The 15,690-nt window shown below is 72.8% G+C and carries 14 protein-coding genes; 8 read left to right on the forward strand and 6 right to left on the reverse strand.

Going from position 1 to position 15,690, the window contains the following annotated elements:
* Nucleotides 1–72 precede the first annotated feature (72 nt).
* Complete coding sequence (locus tag ABT070_RS07885) at nucleotides 73–1,668, forward strand: serine hydrolase (RefSeq protein ID WP_351756254.1); 1,596 nt, start codon at nucleotides 73–75, stop codon at nucleotides 1,666–1,668.
* Between the two features lie 22 nt (nucleotides 1,669–1,690).
* Here ABT070_RS07885 and ABT070_RS07890 read toward each other — a convergent pair whose 3' ends face one another.
* The gene (locus ABT070_RS07890) at nucleotides 1,691–3,322 is read right to left on the reverse strand and encodes a serine/threonine-protein kinase (protein ID WP_351756256.1); all 1,632 of its coding nucleotides are present in this window, start codon (nucleotides 3,320–3,322) and stop codon (nucleotides 1,691–1,693) included.
* 188 nt (nucleotides 3,323–3,510) lie between these two features.
* On the opposite strand from ABT070_RS07890, the gene ABT070_RS07895 reads away from it, so the two are divergent.
* Entirely contained in the window at nucleotides 3,511–4,161 is a 651-nt protein-coding gene (locus ABT070_RS07895; RefSeq protein ID WP_351756258.1) for a hypothetical protein, read from the forward strand.
* A gap of 50 nt (nucleotides 4,162–4,211) precedes the next feature.
* Here ABT070_RS07895 and ABT070_RS07900 read toward each other — a convergent pair whose 3' ends face one another.
* A complete protein-coding gene (locus tag ABT070_RS07900; protein ID WP_351756260.1) occupies nucleotides 4,212–4,697 on the reverse strand; it encodes a roadblock/LC7 domain-containing protein in 486 nt (161 codons plus the stop codon).
* 330 nt (nucleotides 4,698–5,027) lie between these two features.
* A complete protein-coding gene (locus ABT070_RS07905) occupies nucleotides 5,028–6,836 on the reverse strand; it encodes a RecQ family ATP-dependent DNA helicase (RefSeq protein ID WP_351756262.1) in 1,809 nt (602 codons plus the stop codon).
* Nucleotides 6,837–7,070: 234 nt separating this feature from the next.
* Between ABT070_RS07905 and ABT070_RS07910 the strand changes: the two genes are divergently transcribed.
* From ABT070_RS07910 to ABT070_RS07920, 3 genes are all read left to right on the forward strand, one after another.
* Complete coding sequence (locus ABT070_RS07910; RefSeq protein WP_351756264.1) at nucleotides 7,071–7,730, forward strand: MSMEG_1061 family FMN-dependent PPOX-type flavoprotein; 660 nt, start codon at nucleotides 7,071–7,073, stop codon at nucleotides 7,728–7,730.
* Nucleotides 7,731–7,878: 148 nt separating this feature from the next.
* Nucleotides 7,879–8,217 carry a nuclear transport factor 2 family protein gene (locus ABT070_RS07915; RefSeq protein ID WP_351756266.1) on the forward strand — a complete coding sequence of 113 codons (339 nt, stop codon included), beginning with the start codon at nucleotides 7,879–7,881 and terminating at the stop codon, nucleotides 8,215–8,217.
* Between the two features lie 412 nt (nucleotides 8,218–8,629).
* Nucleotides 8,630–9,646, forward strand: a complete 1,017-nt coding sequence (locus ABT070_RS07920; protein ID WP_351756267.1) for a DNA-directed RNA polymerase subunit alpha — start codon at nucleotides 8,630–8,632, stop codon at nucleotides 9,644–9,646.
* A 675-nt stretch (nucleotides 9,647–10,321) separates the two neighbouring features.
* Here the strand turns inward: ABT070_RS07920 and ABT070_RS07925 are convergent.
* Nucleotides 10,322–11,173 (reverse strand): LysR family transcriptional regulator, encoded by an 852-nt coding sequence (locus tag ABT070_RS07925; RefSeq protein WP_351756270.1) that lies wholly within the window; start codon nucleotides 11,171–11,173, stop codon nucleotides 10,322–10,324.
* 202 nt (nucleotides 11,174–11,375) lie between these two features.
* Here ABT070_RS07925 and ABT070_RS07930 point away from each other — a divergent pair, with 202 nt between their 5' ends.
* Nucleotides 11,376–11,738, forward strand: coding sequence for a DoxX family protein (locus ABT070_RS07930; protein ID WP_351756272.1), 363 nt, complete (start codon nucleotides 11,376–11,378; stop codon nucleotides 11,736–11,738).
* Nucleotides 11,739–11,853: 115 nt separating this feature from the next.
* Nucleotides 11,854–12,411: a chloramphenicol phosphotransferase CPT family protein gene (locus tag ABT070_RS07935; protein ID WP_351756275.1), complete on the forward strand. Its 558-nt coding sequence runs from the start codon at nucleotides 11,854–11,856 to the stop codon at nucleotides 12,409–12,411.
* A gap of 15 nt (nucleotides 12,412–12,426) precedes the next feature.
* Here the strand turns inward: ABT070_RS07935 and ABT070_RS07940 are convergent, their stop codons facing one another.
* A complete protein-coding gene (locus ABT070_RS07940) occupies nucleotides 12,427–13,188 on the reverse strand; it encodes an alpha/beta fold hydrolase (RefSeq protein WP_351756278.1) in 762 nt (253 codons plus the stop codon).
* A 62-nt stretch (nucleotides 13,189–13,250) separates the two neighbouring features.
* Between ABT070_RS07940 and ABT070_RS07945 the strand changes: the two genes are divergently transcribed.
* Nucleotides 13,251–13,673 carry a MarR family winged helix-turn-helix transcriptional regulator gene (locus ABT070_RS07945; RefSeq protein WP_351756280.1) on the forward strand — a complete coding sequence of 141 codons (423 nt, stop codon included), beginning with the start codon at nucleotides 13,251–13,253 and terminating at the stop codon, nucleotides 13,671–13,673.
* A gap of 19 nt (nucleotides 13,674–13,692) precedes the next feature.
* Here ABT070_RS07945 and ABT070_RS07950 read toward each other — a convergent pair whose 3' ends face one another.
* The gene (locus ABT070_RS07950) at nucleotides 13,693–15,264 is read right to left on the reverse strand and encodes a protein kinase domain-containing protein (protein ID WP_351756283.1); all 1,572 of its coding nucleotides are present in this window, start codon (nucleotides 15,262–15,264) and stop codon (nucleotides 13,693–13,695) included.
* Nucleotides 15,265–15,690: the final 426 nt, after the last annotated feature.

Consider the following 15,690-nt stretch of genomic DNA (forward strand, 5'->3'; position numbering starts at 1 on the left):
CCCCCTGGACCGCGAAGGACCGCCGAGCCGCGCGCACGCCTCGGCAGGACACCGTCCCTGGCGAGGCGTTCAATGGTCTGCATGGGTGTTCGGCAGACGACGACACGCCACCGAGGGAAGGCGCGGGCGGCCCTGGCAGGGGCCGCGCTCCTGCTCGTCCCCGGTGTCCTCGCCGCCGCGCCCCCGCCCCGGCCGCCCGCGCAGCTGACGGAGGCGGAGGTGGACGCGGCCGTGGGGAAGCTCGACGGGATCGTGCGGGACGGGATGAAGCGGACGGGCGTGCCCGGGGTCGCCGTCGCCGTCGTGTACAAGGACCGGGTCGTCCATCTGAAGGGCTTCGGCGTCCGCCACCAGGGCCGGTCCGCCCGGATCGACCCCGACACGGTGTTCGAGCTGGCGTCCCTGTCCAAGCCGCTCGCGTCGACCGTAGTCGCCGGGGCGGTGGGCGAGGGTGACGAGAAGATCGGCTGGGACGATCCCGTGGCCGCCCACCTGCCCGGCTTCGCCCTCAAGGACCCGTGGGTGACGCGGAACGTCACGGTGGCCGATCTGTTCGCGCACCGCAGCGGCCTGCCCGACCACTCGGGCGACCTGCTGGAGGACCTCGGCTACGACCGCACGTACATCCTGAACCACCTCCGGTACGAGCCGCTGGCCCCGTTCCGCGCCTCCTACGCCTACACCAACTACGGCCCGACGGCAGCCGGGCAGGCGGTAGCGAACGCCGAGGGCACCACCTGGGAGAAGCTCTCCGAGGACACCCTCTACAAGCCCGCCGGCATGGACTCCACCAGCTCCCTCTTCGCCGACTACGAGGCCGCGAAGAACCGGGCCGACCTGCATGTGAAGGCCCCCGACGGCACCTGGCGGGCCCAGTACGTGCGCGACGCCGACGCCCAGGCCCCGGCGGGCGGCGCCAGCTCCTCGGCCCGTGACATGTCCCGCTGGCTGCGCCTCCAGCTGGCGAACGGCAAACTCGACGGCGAGCAGATCATCCCGGCCGAGCCGCTCGAGCGCACCCACCTCCCCGCGATCGTCTCCAATCCCCCGCAGACGCCGGCCGGCCGCACCGGCTTCTACGGCCTCGGCTGGAACGTGAGTTACGACGACCTGGGCCGCCTGCGCCTGAGCCACTCGGGCGCCTTCGCCCTCGGCGCGAACACCAACGTCACCATGCTTCCCGCGGAACAGCTGGGCATCGTGGTCCTCACCAACGGCAAGCCGCTCGGGCTCCCGGACGCCATCGCGGAGAGCTTCTTCGACACCGCCGAGCACGGGAAGGCCACGGCCGACTGGCTCGACCTGATCGGGAAGATCTACACCCAGCAGGAACAGGCGGGCATCTCGCCCACCGACTACGCCGAGCCGCCCGCGGACGCGGCAGCCGCCCGCCCCGACGCCGCGTACACCGGGACGTACGCCAACAGCTTCTACGGTCCGCTGACCGTCTCCGCGTCCGGCGGCGAACTCACCATGCGGCTGGGTCCGAGGCCCACGACGTTCCGGCTGACCCACTACGACGGGGACACGTTCAGCTTCCGGACCGTCGGCGAGAACGCCGTCGGACTGTCCGGCGTCACCTTCCACGGCGACCGGGACGGCAAGGCGACCCGGGTCACCGTGGAGGCGTTCGACGAGACGGGCCTGGGCACCTTCACCCGCGAATAGGCCGCGAACGGGCGCCCGGGAGTCAGCCGTCGTCGCGCGGGTGGGTCTCGATCACCCTGCCCTGCGTATCGGCCCGGAGGTAGGCGCTGCCGTAGTCGTCGGACAGGTAGACGCTCATCGTCGGTTCGCTGTCGAAGACGGTGGAGCCCGGGTTGACTATCAGGTAACGGCTCGTCGGCTCGTCGACATTGAGCAGCTTCGTGGCCCTGGCCAGCAGAGCGGGCACGGCATCCCAGTCGTAGACGTCCAGGTCGACGGGGATCGCGCCGGTCATGACGGTGCCGCCCGGCCCGTCCTTCACCGCCACGTCGCCGCCCCGGTACATGTACCGGTCGTAGAGCTTCGGGTGGCCGGCGACGGAGGCGTCGGCGATGGCGTACTCCCCGTACACCACGAGGCTGGTGACCTTCGCCCCGTCCATGGCGGCGGTCAGCTTCGCCACGGCCGTCTTGAGGCCCTTCTCGCTGAGCAGGTCGACCTTCTCCGCGGCGGCGACCCCGCCGGAGGAGCCGCCGGACGAACCGCCGGAGGACGTCTGCCGGGCACTCCGCGACACGGACGGCGTCGGTGTGGCCGCGCCTTCGGTGCCGCCGTCGTCCGTGTTCGGGAGCAGGGTCCACACCAGAACGCCGGTCAGTGCCATGCCGAGGACGGCTCCGGAGACGGCCCTGCCCCGGACGCTGCGCGCCCGGGTCGGGGCGGTGGTGTGCGGCGGGGCGGGCGGGACGTCGGCGGCCGCGGGCGGGGCGAGGGGGTATGAGGTCTGCGGGGCGTGCGGGACGGGTGCCGGCGCCGACCGCGACGGATCGGGTGCGCCCCCGGTCACGGCCGCGAGCATCCGGTCGACCTCCGCCGCGTCGGGGCGGGCCTGCGGGTCCCGGACGAGCAGTGCCTTGAGGACACCCGTCAGCGGTCCGGCCCGGCGCGGCTCGGGCACGTCCTCGCCGAGCACGGCGGCCAGCGTGGCGAGCGTGCTCGCCCTGCGCAGCGGATGGTGGCCCTCCACGGCGACGTACAGCAGCATCCCCAGCGACCAGAGGTCGGCGGCGGGACCGCCCTCCTTGCCGCTGACCCGTTCCGGCGCCATGAAGTCGGGCGAGCCGATGACGGCGCCGGTGGCGGTGAGACTGGCGGACTCCCGGACGGCGGCGATACCGAAGTCGGTGAGCACGGGCCGCCCGTCGGGGCGGAGCAGGACGTTGGCGGGTTTCACGTCGCGGTGCTCGATGCCGACGGCGTGCGCGGCGCGCAGCGCGGAAAGCACCTCGCGGCCCAGGCCGGCGGCCTCGGCCGGTGTCATCACGCCCCGGTCGAGCCGGTCCTGGAGGGAGCCGCCCTCGACCAGCTCCATCACGATCCACGGATACGTGTTCTCGCCGCCGTCGACGATGTGGTGGATCGTGACCACGTTGGGGTGGTGCACGCGGGCCAGCGCGCGGGCCTCCCGCAGGACGCGCTCACGCAGCGTCCGGGCGCCCTCGGGGTCGTACTCGGCGAGGTCCGGGTCCGGGGGCCGCACCTCCTTCACGGCCACGTCCCGGCGCAGCGCCAGGTCGTGCGCCCGCCACACCAGGCCCATGCCTCCGCCGCCGAGTCGTCCGACCAGCTCGAAACGGCCGTCGACGACGCGTCTGTGGGGTTCCGCTGTGCTCATGGAGGGAGCTTAGGGGTACGGACCGACAGGCGGTGCGTCGGCCGGAGGGGCACAGCGCGAATGGTCCGCGGGGGCCACGGGCATGCTGTGAGCGAGGTCACTTCCGCCGGGCCGTGCGGGACCCTTCCCGGACCGCTCCCCCACTCGCTCATCGCCCTCCCCCACTAAGGACATGTGCTTTGGCTCTTATGTACCCTGACGCCCCTTCGGCCCGCCGTCCGGGCCGCTGCTGGACGATCCGTGTGGTCGGGCACCGGGACCGCACCGCGTCGGTCACCTGCTCCTCGCCGTGCGCGATGCCGCCGCGCTCCCGGGACCTCACGGCCCTGCGCCGCTTCGCGGTGGCCCACGCGGCCGCGCACGCCAGAGCGGCTGCGGTGCACCACGACGCCGCCTGCTGGTGCCGTCGCCAGGGGTGCGCGCTGCACGAGGGCGCCCGGGTCGCCTGCGCAGGTTCGGTCGTCCTCGTCCTGCGGCACGACCCGGTGGTCGGTCAGGTGTGGACCCTCAGCGAAGTCTGCGCCGCCTGCGCCGCGTTGCTGCCCCACGCACGCGTGCTGAGCCGCGCGGCGCCACCCTCGCCCCGCGTTCCGGACCCGGCGCCGGGCACGGGTCTCGAACCGGGCCGTGCCGCGAGTCCGGGTGCGGGTGCGGGTGGAGGGCGGGAGGCCCAGGACCGCCCGGCTCCCTCCGGGCCGGCGACGCCGACCGTGGGGCCACCGCGGCTCGTCCCCGGCGGGTTCAGCGCCCCCTCGTCGGGAACCGGTGCGGGGCCGGAACGGGTCGGCGGCCGACGGCGCGGGGTCGGCGGACGACGCGGACGGACCACCGGCTCGTAGGGACTCCCGTTCGAAGTCCGCCGAAATCCGCCGGAGTCCGCCGGCGTCCGTCAGGGCTCGTACCGGGACTGCGGCGGGATACGGATGGGCAGGGCGCCGAGGATCCGGCCGCGGAACAGCGGAGCCGGCGGCTGACCGCCATGGACGACGGGCCCGTCGTCCATGGACCGCGCCGCCAGCAGCTCGGCGATGCGCGCGCCGCTGCGCCGCCCCTCCAGGTGCAGCCGGCCGATGTTGGTCCGGTCGTCGGCGAGCAACGTCAGGACGGCGGACGGCCCCGCCGCGTACGTCGCGAGGTAGCCCCCCGCCCCGCGCACCAACAGCTCGCGGAACTCGCCGCGGGCCGCGAGATCGACCATCCGGCGCCCGACCCCGAGCGCCGCCGCGGTGAGCGCGGCCAGCCCTTCCGGCTGCACGTCCGGCATGTCCTCGGCGAGGACGAGGCCGTCGGCGCCGGCCGCCAACGCTCCCGTCAGCTCCGGCACCCGGGCACGCAACCGGCGCAGTTCGTTCAGAACCTCGGTCTCGACGGCCATGACCGTTGTCCCTTCGGCACGTTGTCGACTGATGCGCATCAAGTGCGGTGCGGCGGGCGGTGGTTCGGATACTCCTGAGGCTACGGAAAGCGGCGTCCGGATGCCATGGCTCCGGCATTTTCCTTTGGAACATGCCATCGAACCGGGGGCCACCGCCCGGCAAGGGGGCCCGCCCGCATCGCCGCAGGTCGAGATCCGTTCCGAGGCCCCCTCCAGGCCCCCCATCCGGGCCCCATCCGGGCCCCCTCCAGGCCCCCCTGTCCCCGATGGAACCGGCCCCGCACCGAGCCGACCGGGTGGCTCGCGGCGTCCACGCTCGCCGGTCCGGCGTCAGCGCGGTGTGTCGGGCAACGTGGCGAGCAACTGCTTGTCCGTCACCACGGCCAGCGACAGGGTGCGATAGCCGACCGACTCGAACAGGACGGTGATCCTGCCGTCGCCCTCGCTCATGACCTCTCCCTGGCCCCACTGGTCATGGCGCACGCCGACGCCCGGCAGATAGGGGTGGCCGTCCGCCGCGGACGGCGCGACCGCCTCCGCCGCCCGGACGGCACCCGCGGAGGCTCCCGCACGCGCACCGGCCCGGCTCCACCGGCGCCGTCGCGCGGCCGCCCCGTACGGCCGTCCGGCGTCCTCGGACCGCTCGCGCCTCAGCCGCCCGGTCGCGGGCCCGGCCACGGGGCCCGTGCAGGTGCCACAGGCCCCGCAGGGGACGGGGACGGACTCGCCGAAGTACCCGAGGAGGAACCGCCGCCGGCAGTCGGTCGTCTCGGCGTAGCCGCGCATCATGTCGACCCGGGACTGTTCGAGCTTGCGATGCGTGGCGTGGACGGCGAGGGCGCTCTGCACGGCGGCGTCGACGTCGTCCTCCGCGGAGGCGCCGTCGGTGCCGGCCGCGCCGGTGAAGCGGCTGCCGTCCCGTCCGCCACGGACGGCCCCGGCCTCCTCCAGCAGGTTCAGCACGGCGGACAGTGCCGTCGCGCCGAGTCCGCAGTCGGCGCGGAGCCGGGTCGCGCCCACGGCGCCGTCCTCGCCGCGCAGCCGCTCGGCGACGCGGCGCAGCGCGTCGGCGTCGGGAGCGCCGGCGGCGAAGAAGCGCTGCAGGCCCAGGTCCTGCGGACGGTAGGCGAGGATCGCCCTGGCCGGCGCCCCGTCGCGGCCGGCCCGGCCGATCTCCTGGTAGTAGGCGTCGAGCGAGCCGGGGACGGAGGCGTGCAGCACGAACCGTACGTTCGCCTTGTCGATGCCCATCCCGAACGCCGAGGTCGCCACGACCACGTCGAGTTCACCGGAGCTGAAGCGGTCCTGGGTCCGGCCGCGTTCGGCGGCTGACCGGCCCGCGTGGTAGCTCGCGGCGGACAGTCCGAGGTCGCTCAACTGCTCGGCGTAGCTGTCCGCGGCCCGCCGCGTCCCCGCGTACACGATTCCCGGCTTCTCCTCGACGGCCGCCCGCTCCACGACGAACCGCTCCTTGGCGGCTCCGTCCTGAAAGGTCGACACGTCCAGGTGGATGTTGGGACGGTCGAAGCCGGCCACTGTCTCCACCGGGTCGTTCATGCCGAGACGTTCGGCGATGTCCCGGCGCACCGGGGCCGCCGCGTTCGCGGTCAGGGCGAGCACCGGCGGGTTGCCGAGCCGCTCGCGCGCGTGGCGCAGCCGCAGGTAGTCCGGCCGGAAATCGTGCCCCCAGGACGACACGCAGTGCGCCTCGTCCACCACCAGCAGCCGGGGCCGGACGGCGGCGAGCCGGTCCGTGACGTCCGGCTTGGCGAGCTGCTCGGGGGCGAGGAAGACCACGTCGACCGAGGAGGCGCTGATGCGGGCCCACGCCGTCTCGTTGTCGCTTCGGCGCTGCGCGGAGTTGATGGCGGCGGCACGCAGCGCGCCGGATCCGAGCAGGCTCTGCATCTGGTCCCGCTGAAGCGCGATCAGCGGCGAGACGACGACGACCGGACCGCCGAGCAGGACCGCGGGCACCTGGTACACGGCGGACTTGCCCGCGCCGGTCGGCATGACGGCGAGTACGTCACGTCCCTTCATCACGGCCTTCATCGCGGCCAGTTGGGCCGGACGCAACTGCTGCCAGCCGAAGACCCGACGGGCGACGCCGCGCAGACGACGGGACGTGAGTGCGAACATGGTTCTCCTTGAAGGGTTGGCGTCCAACCGCCGTGTGTCTGGCGGTTACCCCGCCTCGCCGGGATATCGCCTCACGATTCGGTCGCGAACGAAAAGATCCCCAACGGCCCGCCGCCACCCGCTCCCGGGGCGGCGGCCGGTGCACCGCCGGCGCGGGCGCCACCGCGTGAGGCCGTCTCCGTGTCCCCGCACCCACCGCCAAGATCGGCCGGACAGGCCCTAGGGTGCGGAGGCATGACGACCCCCCTTGCCGGCAGTGCCTTCGACTCGCTCCGCCTCGACGCCGTACCCGACCGGGAAGCGTTGCGCCGGGTCTACGAGCTCCCCGGCGAAGCGGCAATACGGAAGCAGATGAGCGAACTCACCGAGCAGACCAGGCGGTTGATCGGCTGTTCGTCGCTGGTCCTGATCGCCAGCGCGGATGCCGAGGGCAACTGTGACGTCTCCCCGCGCGGCGGCCCCGCCGGGTTCGTCGCCGTCCTGGACGCACGGACGGTGGCGATACCGGACGCGACCGGCAACAAGCGGCTGGACACCCTGCAGAACGTCATCGCCACCGGACGGGCCGGGCTGCTGTTCGTCATCCCCGGACGGACCACCACCCTGCGGGTGAACGGCCGGGCTGTCGTCTCCACCCGCCCGGATCTGCTGACGCAGCTGACCGCCGTGGGCAAGCCGCCGGCCAGCGCGCTGGTGCTGGGGATCGAGGAGGTCTACCCGCACTGCCCCAAGTCGCTGCTGCGCGGCGGGGCCTGGAAGCCGCAGGAGTGGCTGTCGGCGGACGCCCAGCCGGCCTCGGCCGAGGTGACGCTGGCCCAACTGCGGATGCCGGAGCTGACGCTCGCCGACATCGAGCAGACGGAGGCGGACTCGCTGAAGTACCGGTACGAGTGACGGGCCGGTCTGCGATGACCGGACCACCGGCGGCCCGATGCGCGGCCGTCGACTTTCGACGGGTCCCGTGCGGCCTCGCCGCCGGAGTACCGCGAAATCCGGCTATACGGTGACGGAACAGGGCCAGTCGTCCGACCGAGGAGCCCGAATGATCAACAGCCCGACGGCCATCGTGGAAGCGGCGTTCCAGTACTACAGGTCCCAGGACCGCGAGGCGGCCTTCCCTCTCTACGCCGACGATTTCACGTTCACGAGTCCGCAGGACGATCACATCGACAAGGCGGCGTTCTTCGAGCGGTGCTTCCCGACCGCCGACCGGTTCAGGGAGCAGCGGTCGCTGCACGTCACCCCGGCGGACGAAGAGCTCGTCCTCGTCCACTACGAGTACGAGCTGACGACGGGCGACAGGTACCGCAACATCGAGGCGATCACTGTCCGGCACGGACTCATCCGGGAGGTACAGGTCTTCTTCGGCGGCAAGGTGTGACGAGCGACTCGCCCCGGCGCGCGAGGCAGCCCCCTGAGCGGCGGCGAGCCGCGCGGCCGGATCGCGGGCACCGGCGACGGCCGCCCCGTACCGGCCGGCCTCGCGCCGGGGGACGCGGTGCGTGTCCCTACGTGCCGGGCAGCAGTCCGTGTGCCTGCCGCCGGCCGTGCGCCACGTGACGCGCCCGTGCCCGCGCATGCCTGCCAGGCGTCCTGTGCGCCCGGAATCCGGACTCGGACACAGCGGAAACGGCCGTGGGGGCGGCGGCCGGAAGGGTGGGCCGAAGCCTCCCTCGGAGGGTCGGCGCCGGGCGGTTCGGCCCCTTCGGAGGCTGACCAGCCGTATCGCCCGTACCCTTCATGGTGTCTACGGCGTCGCACAGCCGGCGCCAAACCACTGGAGGCAACACCACGTGCTGATTGCTCAGCGTCCGTCCCTGACCGAAGAGGTCGTCGACGAGTTCCGCTCCCGGTTCGTGATCGAGCCGCTGGAGCCGGGCTTCGGTTACACCCTCGGCAACTCCCTCCGTCGGACTCTCCTGTCCTCGATCCCGGGTGCGGCGGTCACGTCCATCCGCATCGACGGCGTGCTGCACGAGTTCACCACCGTGCCGGGCGTCAAGGAGGACGTCACCGACCTGATCCTCAACATCAAGCAGCTGGTCGTGAGCAGCGAGCAGGACGAGCCGGTCGTGATGTACCTGCGCAAGCAGGGCCCGGGGCTGGTCACCGCCGCCGACATCGCGCCTCCGGCCGGTGTCGAGGTGCACAACCCCGACCTCGTCCTCGCCACGCTCAACGGCAAGGGCAAGCTGGAGATGGAGCTGACCGTCGAGCGCGGTCGCGGTTACGTCTCCGCCGTGCAGAACAAGCAGCTGGGCCAGGAGATCGGCCGGGTTCCGGTCGACTCCATCTACTCGCCGGTACTGAAGGTCACGTACAAGGTCGAGGCGACGCGTGTCGAGCAGCGCACCGACTTCGACAAGCTGATCGTCGACGTCGAGACCAAGCAGGCGATGCGTCCCCGTGACGCCATGGCCTCCGCGGGCAAGACGCTGGTCGAGCTGTTCGGTCTCGCCCGCGAGCTGAACATCGACGCCGAGGGCATCGACATGGGCCCGTCCCCGGTGGACGCCGCCCTTGCCGCCGACCTGGTACTGCCGATCGAGGACCTCGACCTCACCGTCCGGTCGTACAACTGCCTCAAGCGCGAGGGCGTCCACTCCGTGGGTGAGCTCGTGGCTCGTTCCGAGGCCGACCTGCTGGACATCCGCAACTTCGGTGCGAAGTCCATCGACGAGGTCAAGGCGAAGCTGGCCGGCCTGGGGCTGGGTCTCAAGGACAGCCCGCCCGGATTCGACCCGACCACCGCCGCCGTCGAAGCCGACGACGACGCGGACGCCGGGTTCGTGGAGACCGAGCAGTACTGACCGCCGGTCACGGCGACACCGCGCCCACGAGGGCAGGAGAACCTCCCCACCGTTCCCTGCCCGCCGGGCGTCCTCGGCAGGTCCGCGCGCGACAAGACCTGGCGAGGGCAGCCGACGGCCGGGCGGCGCGGCTCGACTCCTGACGTACGACCCGCCGGGGGCCGCCGGCCTCCGGCCCTGCCCGCTGTACCCGTCGACCCGCCCGGGGCTCCACGCGACCCCGGCCGGCGTCCACCCGTACGGCGGCGCACGTCAGGCGCCGGGCCCCGGACAGGCGCACGTCCGCCGCGTCCGGCAGCCGCACTCCGGGTCACGACACGGCGAGCACCGCCACCCGTCGTGGTTCTTGCTTTCGCCGGGCCGGCGTGACCCACGCCCGCCCGGCGACTGCCGACGCCCGACTGCCGACGCGCGACTGCCGACGGCGGCCGCCGTCTCACCCCGCGGGAAAGGTCCCGCGGGCCGACGCCGACGCCCGTGTTCGGCACCTGTCCCGGCCGGGCGCGCTCGCCTCGGCGCCGGACCGGTACCGATCCGGCCGCCCGGAACACGCGATCGGCGTCAGCGACGTGCCCGCGCCGCACGCCTGGAGCACGCAGGACACCGCGTCCGGCCCGGCAGCCGCACCGGAGGACCGGCCGTGGGCGAGCTGCGACAGCACCGCCTGCCAGACACTCAGCGGCTGTACGCGGCTGTCGCGATCTCGATGAACGACCGGATCAACGGGTTGGTGTCACCCTCGTTCCACACCACCACCACTCGGCTCGGCGCCATGTCGGTCAGCGGCACCACGGCCAGCTCCGCGGGCAGGTCGTGCCCGAGCGGGGCCAGGCCGACCGTGCCGTTCCACAGCACGGCCTGCAGGCATTCCTGCACGACGCGCACCACCGCGCCCTCGCGCGGCTCGCCGCCGTTCCAGTACGACTGCCAGACCGGGTCGGTTCCCTGCGGGAACCGGAACCAGCGGCGGTCGCCGAGGTCGGCCAGCCGCAGCCGGCCGCGGCGGGCCAGCGGATCGTCGGCGCGCAGCACCACGCCCACCGGATCGGCACGCAGCTCACGCACCGTCAGAGCGGTCTCGTCGAACGGCGCCCGGGTCAGGGCGACGTCGACCAGTCCGGCGCGCAGTCCGCAGGTCGGGTCGGTCAGGTCGGTGTCGCGGATGCGGATGTCGATGCCGGGGTGGCTTCGACGGTAGGCGGCGGCCAGCCTGGTCGCTCCCGGGTCGGTGCTGTCGCCCAGGATGCCGACGGTGATGGTCGCGACGCGGGCCGCCGCGCTCACACGTACGCGGAGGCGGTCGGCCCGGTCGAGCAGGGTCCGCGCCTCGTCGAGCAGCACCGCGCCCACGGAGGTGAGCGTGACGCCGGCAGGCGAGCGGGTGAACAGCAGGGCACCGACCTCGGTCTCCAGCCGCTTGATCGCCCGGCTCAGCGGCGGCTGGCTCATGTGCAGGCGAGCGGCGGCCCGGCCGAAGTGGAGTTCCTCGGCGACCGCCACGAAGTAGCGCAGGGTACGTAGCTCCACGCTGCAACGATACCCAACAGGTATCGGCGGCGCGGAACGGGTCTTGGACAGTCGCGGGGCCCTGGCGGTGCACTCGGAGCGGGACCGAAGAAGCGAAGGCCACACAGGCCGGCTCCGCCGTGGCGGCGGTCGGTCCCGGCGACGGCGAAACGACCGCCGTCGGCACCACGCGCCTACGCGCCCTCGACGGTGGACGGGAATCATGAACATCGCGTACTGGACCATCGCCGCACCGCTCGCCCTCTTCTACCTCTACGCGGGCGCGATGAAGGTTGTCCGTGACCGAGATCGGCTCCGCCCGATGATGGCCTGGGTCGATCGCCTGCCCCTGTCCGCCGTGAAGGCCCTGGGGACGGTGGAAGTACTCGGCGCGGCCGGGCTGATCCTGCCGCCCCTGACCGGCATCGCGCCCTGGCTGGCACCGGCCGCGGCCGTCGGGTTCCTGCTCCTGCAGATCGGTGCGATCGCCGTCCACCTGACCGGCGAAGACCGTCGGATCGCACTCAACGTCGGGCTGATCGCCACGGCGGCCGTGCTCCTCTGGCCGGCCGGCACCTGGCTGTGATCGCATGATCGGATACAGACGGCGCACGAAGCGGAGGAAGACGATGGCGGCTCGGGCAGAGGCTCGACAGCAGCAGGTCACGAGTCCCGTGAGCACTCCGCGGACACCCGGCGGAATGATCATCTTCCTGAACGGCACCTCGAGTTCCGGGAAGTCGAGCATCGCCGAGTCGCTCCTCACCGTCCTGGACGACACGTACTTCCACATGCCGGTGGACGCCTTCCACGCCATGCGGTCACGGCGGGACATCGCACCGGACGCACTGCCCTCGGTACTGAGGCGCACCTGGATGGGCTTCCACCGTGCGGTGGCCGGCATGGCCGCGGGCGGCAACAACATCGTGGTGGATCACGTCCTGAGCGAACCGTGGCGCCTGCTCGACTGCATCGCCCTCTTCGCCCCCGAGGACGTGGTCCTGGTCGGGGTGCACTGCCCCCTGCCGGAACTGGAGCGGCGCGAGCGCGAGCGCGGGGACCGCCCACCGGGGCTGGCCGCACGCCAGATCGCCCAGGTGCACGCCCATGGCCTCTACGACGTCGAGTGCGACACGAGCACCGGCAGTCCGGCCGACTGCGCTCTGCGGATCAGGGACTTCATACCGCGCCGTCCGACCCCCACCGCGTTCGAAAGGCTGAAGGCGAACCCCCCTGCCGGTCGGCCGCCTCGCCCGTGACCCGCCGCACGCCCCTCAGCGGCGCCCGGTCTCCGCGGCGAAGCCGTCGAGCAGGGCGAAGGTGCGTGCGGGCTGTTCGAGATGGGGCAAGTGGCCCGCTTCCGCGACGACTTCGAAGCGGGCGTTCGCGAACGACGCGGCGTACTCCTTGCCGTATGCCGGGGTCGCGATGCGGTCGCTCTCGCCCCACAGGACGAGGGCGGGGACGGTGACGGCCGCGAGGCGGGGGCGCAGGGTGGGGTCGCTCATGGCGGGGCCGCCGGAGAAGACGCGCAGGGCCGCCATGTTGCCCCGGAGAGCGGCGAGCCGCTCGGCCGGGACGGTGGCCGGGTCGACGTAGAAGCGATCGGAGTCGTGGTAGGCGTACTCGGCGACGCCTCGCGGGTCGAGGGCGAAGAAGTCCCGGATCGGTTCGCCGTCCACCTCGATGCCGACCGAGTCCATCAGCACGATGCCGCTGATCAGGCCCTGCGTGTCGGCGGCGGCCAGCTCGGCGGCGATCCAGCCGCCGAGCGAGGAGCCGACGACCAGGACGTCGGACAGGTCGCGGTCGCGCAGGAGGCGGAGGTAGGCGGCGGCGAGGTCGGCCACGGCGGTGAGGTCGTCGGGCCGCGGGGTGCCGTTCCAGCCCGGGTGGGTGGGCAGCAGGGTGGGGGCGGTCGCGGCGAAGTGCTCGGCGATCGGGGCGACCGTGGCGGGACCACCACCGCCGTGCAGGACGAGCACGGGGCGGCCGACGGCGGGGCCGGATCGAGTGAGTGTCAGTTCCGAAGTCATGACCGGACACTAACTAAGGATGTTTATATAAGCAAGTTTAGTCAGGTGCTAGCCTGATGGGCATGCCCGTTGAACTGCAGATCCTCGGAAGGGCCGTGAAGGCCGTCCAGTACCGCCAGCACCGAACGCTCGACAGCCGGCTCGCGTCCGTGGGCAGCACGCTCGCGCAGTGGGACGCGCTACGGGCGATCGGCCGCACGCCGGGCGTCAGCGCACGGGAGCTGGCGGCGGCGACGTTCCAGAGCGAGCAGGCGTTCGGCACGCTCGCCGGACGGCTGGTGGCGCAGGGGCTGGTGGACCGGCGTCCCGGGCACGGCCGGCGTCTCGAGCACCACCTCACCCCCGAGGGGGAGCGGGTGCTGAAGGCGGGCCACGAGGTGGCGGACGCGGTGCTCGCGGAGTGCTTCGAGGGCCTGGCGGAGACGGAGCGGAAGGCGCTGCTGGAACTGCTGCGGAAGATCGAGGAGCGACCCGCCGAAGGCTGAAGCGGCCCTCAGGACCGGGTCAGCCCTCCGTTCCCGCCGCCCACAGCACGGCGTCCCCGGACTTGATCAGAACGTTTCCGTCGACCTGGAACACAAGGACCGCCCCTTCGTGGCCGCTGGTCCGCGAGGCCCACAGCGGCTGCCCGCCGCTGTTGTAGACGACCAGGTTGCCGTCCGCCTGGAAGCGTGCGGAGTTGCCCTCGCCGCTGGTCACCGCGGCCCAGCGCGCCTTGCCGTCCTGGTCGTAGATCACGAGGTTGCCGTCCTGCTGCATGACCAGAGTCCTGGCCCCGGCCGCCACGGACTCTCCGGCGGCCAGGTCGAAGGTGGCCTGTACGACCTTGAGTGCCGCGTCCCCCTCCTGAGGCTCCGGGGTTCTCCGGGGCTCCTGGGACTCCTGGGCCGAGGCCGACGGCGTCCTGCCCGCGGTCCCCGGGGCGGCCGAGCCGGACGGCCGTCCCTGCGCGGACGGGGAGGAGTCGGCCGAGGAACGCTGCGTACCGAAGTGGACGGCGGCCACCACGGCCACCACGACCGCGACCGCCGCAACGGCCATGGTCAGCAACCAGGCGGGCCGGAGGCGTCGACCGGGGGCCGGCGGGGCGGCGAGGACGGTGTCGGACCTCGCCGCACCCGGGGCCGGTTCCTGACCGGCGGGGGCCGTGGTGGTGGAGTGGTGTGCGAGGTCGACCAGGGTGCGCGCCGAATGCTCGGCCTCGGTCAGCTCTCCGGCGAGAACCGTGGGGCGCTCCTCGGGCCACCGCCCGATCCGGCCACCCCTCTCCTCCAGCCATTCGCCCAGCCGGGCCGCCGTCGGACGCGCCGCCGGGTCCTTGGCCAGGCACGCGGTGAGCAGCGGCACCAGCTCCGGCGGGACGCCCGCGAGGTCGGGTTCCTCGTGGACCACCCGATACATCAGGCTGGCCACGGGGATCTGTTCACCCGCACGGGAGAAGGGGCCGCGTCCGATGGCGGCGTACACCAGCGCGGCGGCCAGCGAGAACACGTCGGCGGGTTCGGCGGCGACACCGCCGACGGCCTGGTCCGGTGCGAGAAAGCCGGGGGATCCCACGGAGACGCCGAGGTGGGTGTGCCGGCTGTCGTCGGCGGCCCGTGCGACACCGAAGTCGATCAGCCGTGGACGGTCGCGTGCCAGCAGGATGTTCCCGGGCTTGACGTCCCGGTGCGCGAGACCGGCCTGGTGCACGGCCTGCAGGGCGCCGCACAGTTCGGCGGCGAGCGAGAGCAGTGCGGTCCGCGGCAGCGGACCATGGGCCGCGACCCATTCGGCGAGCGACGGCGCGGGCACGTACTCGGTGGCCAGCCACTGCGGGCGCTGGCCCGGGGCGCTGTAGTCCACGACGGTCACGGTCCACGGCGAACGGACCCGGTCGCTGTTGCGTATCTCGCGGGCGAACCGCTCCTCGAACCCCGGCTCGGAGCTGAGATCGTCGCGGATCGTCTTCAGCGCGAGCAGCCGGCCCGAACCCGTGCGGGAGAGGAACACCTGCCCCATGCCGCCCGCACCGAGCCTGCTGAGCAGCGGATAGCCGCCTATGGACGTCGGATCCGAAGGCTGAAGGTTGTTCATGGCGACTGTTCCCCGGAGGTGTGCGTCAGCGCTCGAACCCACGCGCTGGGCCTTGGCTTGCGTGCTGGTGAGCACAGTGGTCCGCGCAGGCAAGTATGCCGGACGGGCCCGCCCTTCCCGTTTCCGGCCAACTCGACGACACCGAACAGAAGTTGCGCCCGCGCGAGGCGTTCCCGAAACCGTCAACCCGGCCGCGGGAATCCGCAGAAGCCATGAATCCGGCTGATTTCCACACGGCGACGCGAGCGTGCCGGCCCGCTGCCGCCCCGTGGAGAGCACCGGATTCCGGATACCGCAGGCTCGGCAGAACGCCCGCCCGCCACCCACACCGCACCGGGCGTCCGCCCTTGTGCCCGGGAGTTTCCCTCTTCCTGCCCTTCCGGACCCGGACTTCATCCCTCAGGCTTCCCGGTGACGTCCCGGTGA

The organism is Streptomyces sp. NPDC002884 (assembly GCF_040295245.1).
Taxonomy (GTDB): Bacteria; Actinomycetota; Actinomycetes; order Streptomycetales; family Streptomycetaceae; genus Streptomyces.

What these genes read in the sequence shown, in the direction of transcription:
- ABT070_RS07890 (WP_351756256.1), bottom strand. Translation starts at nt 3,322, where the DNA reads ATGAGCACAGCGGAACCCCACAGACGCGTCGTCGACGGCCGTTTCGAG.
- ABT070_RS07910 (WP_351756264.1), top strand. Translation starts at nt 7,071, where the DNA reads ATGACGACCCCCCTTGCCGGCAGTGCCTTCGACTCGCTCCGCCTCGAC.
- ABT070_RS07885 (WP_351756254.1), top strand. Translation starts at nt 73, where the DNA reads ATGGTCTGCATGGGTGTTCGGCAGACGACGACACGCCACCGAGGGAAG.
- ABT070_RS07930 (WP_351756272.1), top strand. Translation starts at nt 11,376, where the DNA reads ATGAACATCGCGTACTGGACCATCGCCGCACCGCTCGCCCTCTTCTAC.
- ABT070_RS07915 (WP_351756266.1), top strand. Translation starts at nt 7,879, where the DNA reads ATGATCAACAGCCCGACGGCCATCGTGGAAGCGGCGTTCCAGTACTAC.
- ABT070_RS07935 (WP_351756275.1), top strand. Translation starts at nt 11,854, where the DNA reads ATGATCATCTTCCTGAACGGCACCTCGAGTTCCGGGAAGTCGAGCATC.
- ABT070_RS07945 (WP_351756280.1), top strand. Translation starts at nt 13,251, where the DNA reads ATGCCCGTTGAACTGCAGATCCTCGGAAGGGCCGTGAAGGCCGTCCAG.
- ABT070_RS07905 (WP_351756262.1), bottom strand. Translation starts at nt 6,836, where the DNA reads ATGTTCGCACTCACGTCCCGTCGTCTGCGCGGCGTCGCCCGTCGGGTC.
- ABT070_RS07940 (WP_351756278.1), bottom strand. Translation starts at nt 13,188, where the DNA reads ATGACTTCGGAACTGACACTCACTCGATCCGGCCCCGCCGTCGGCCGC.
- ABT070_RS07900 (WP_351756260.1), bottom strand. Translation starts at nt 4,697, where the DNA reads ATGGCCGTCGAGACCGAGGTTCTGAACGAACTGCGCCGGTTGCGTGCC.
- ABT070_RS07895 (WP_351756258.1), top strand. Translation starts at nt 3,511, where the DNA reads ATGTACCCTGACGCCCCTTCGGCCCGCCGTCCGGGCCGCTGCTGGACG.
- ABT070_RS07950 (WP_351756283.1), bottom strand. Translation starts at nt 15,264, where the DNA reads ATGAACAACCTTCAGCCTTCGGATCCGACGTCCATAGGCGGCTATCCG.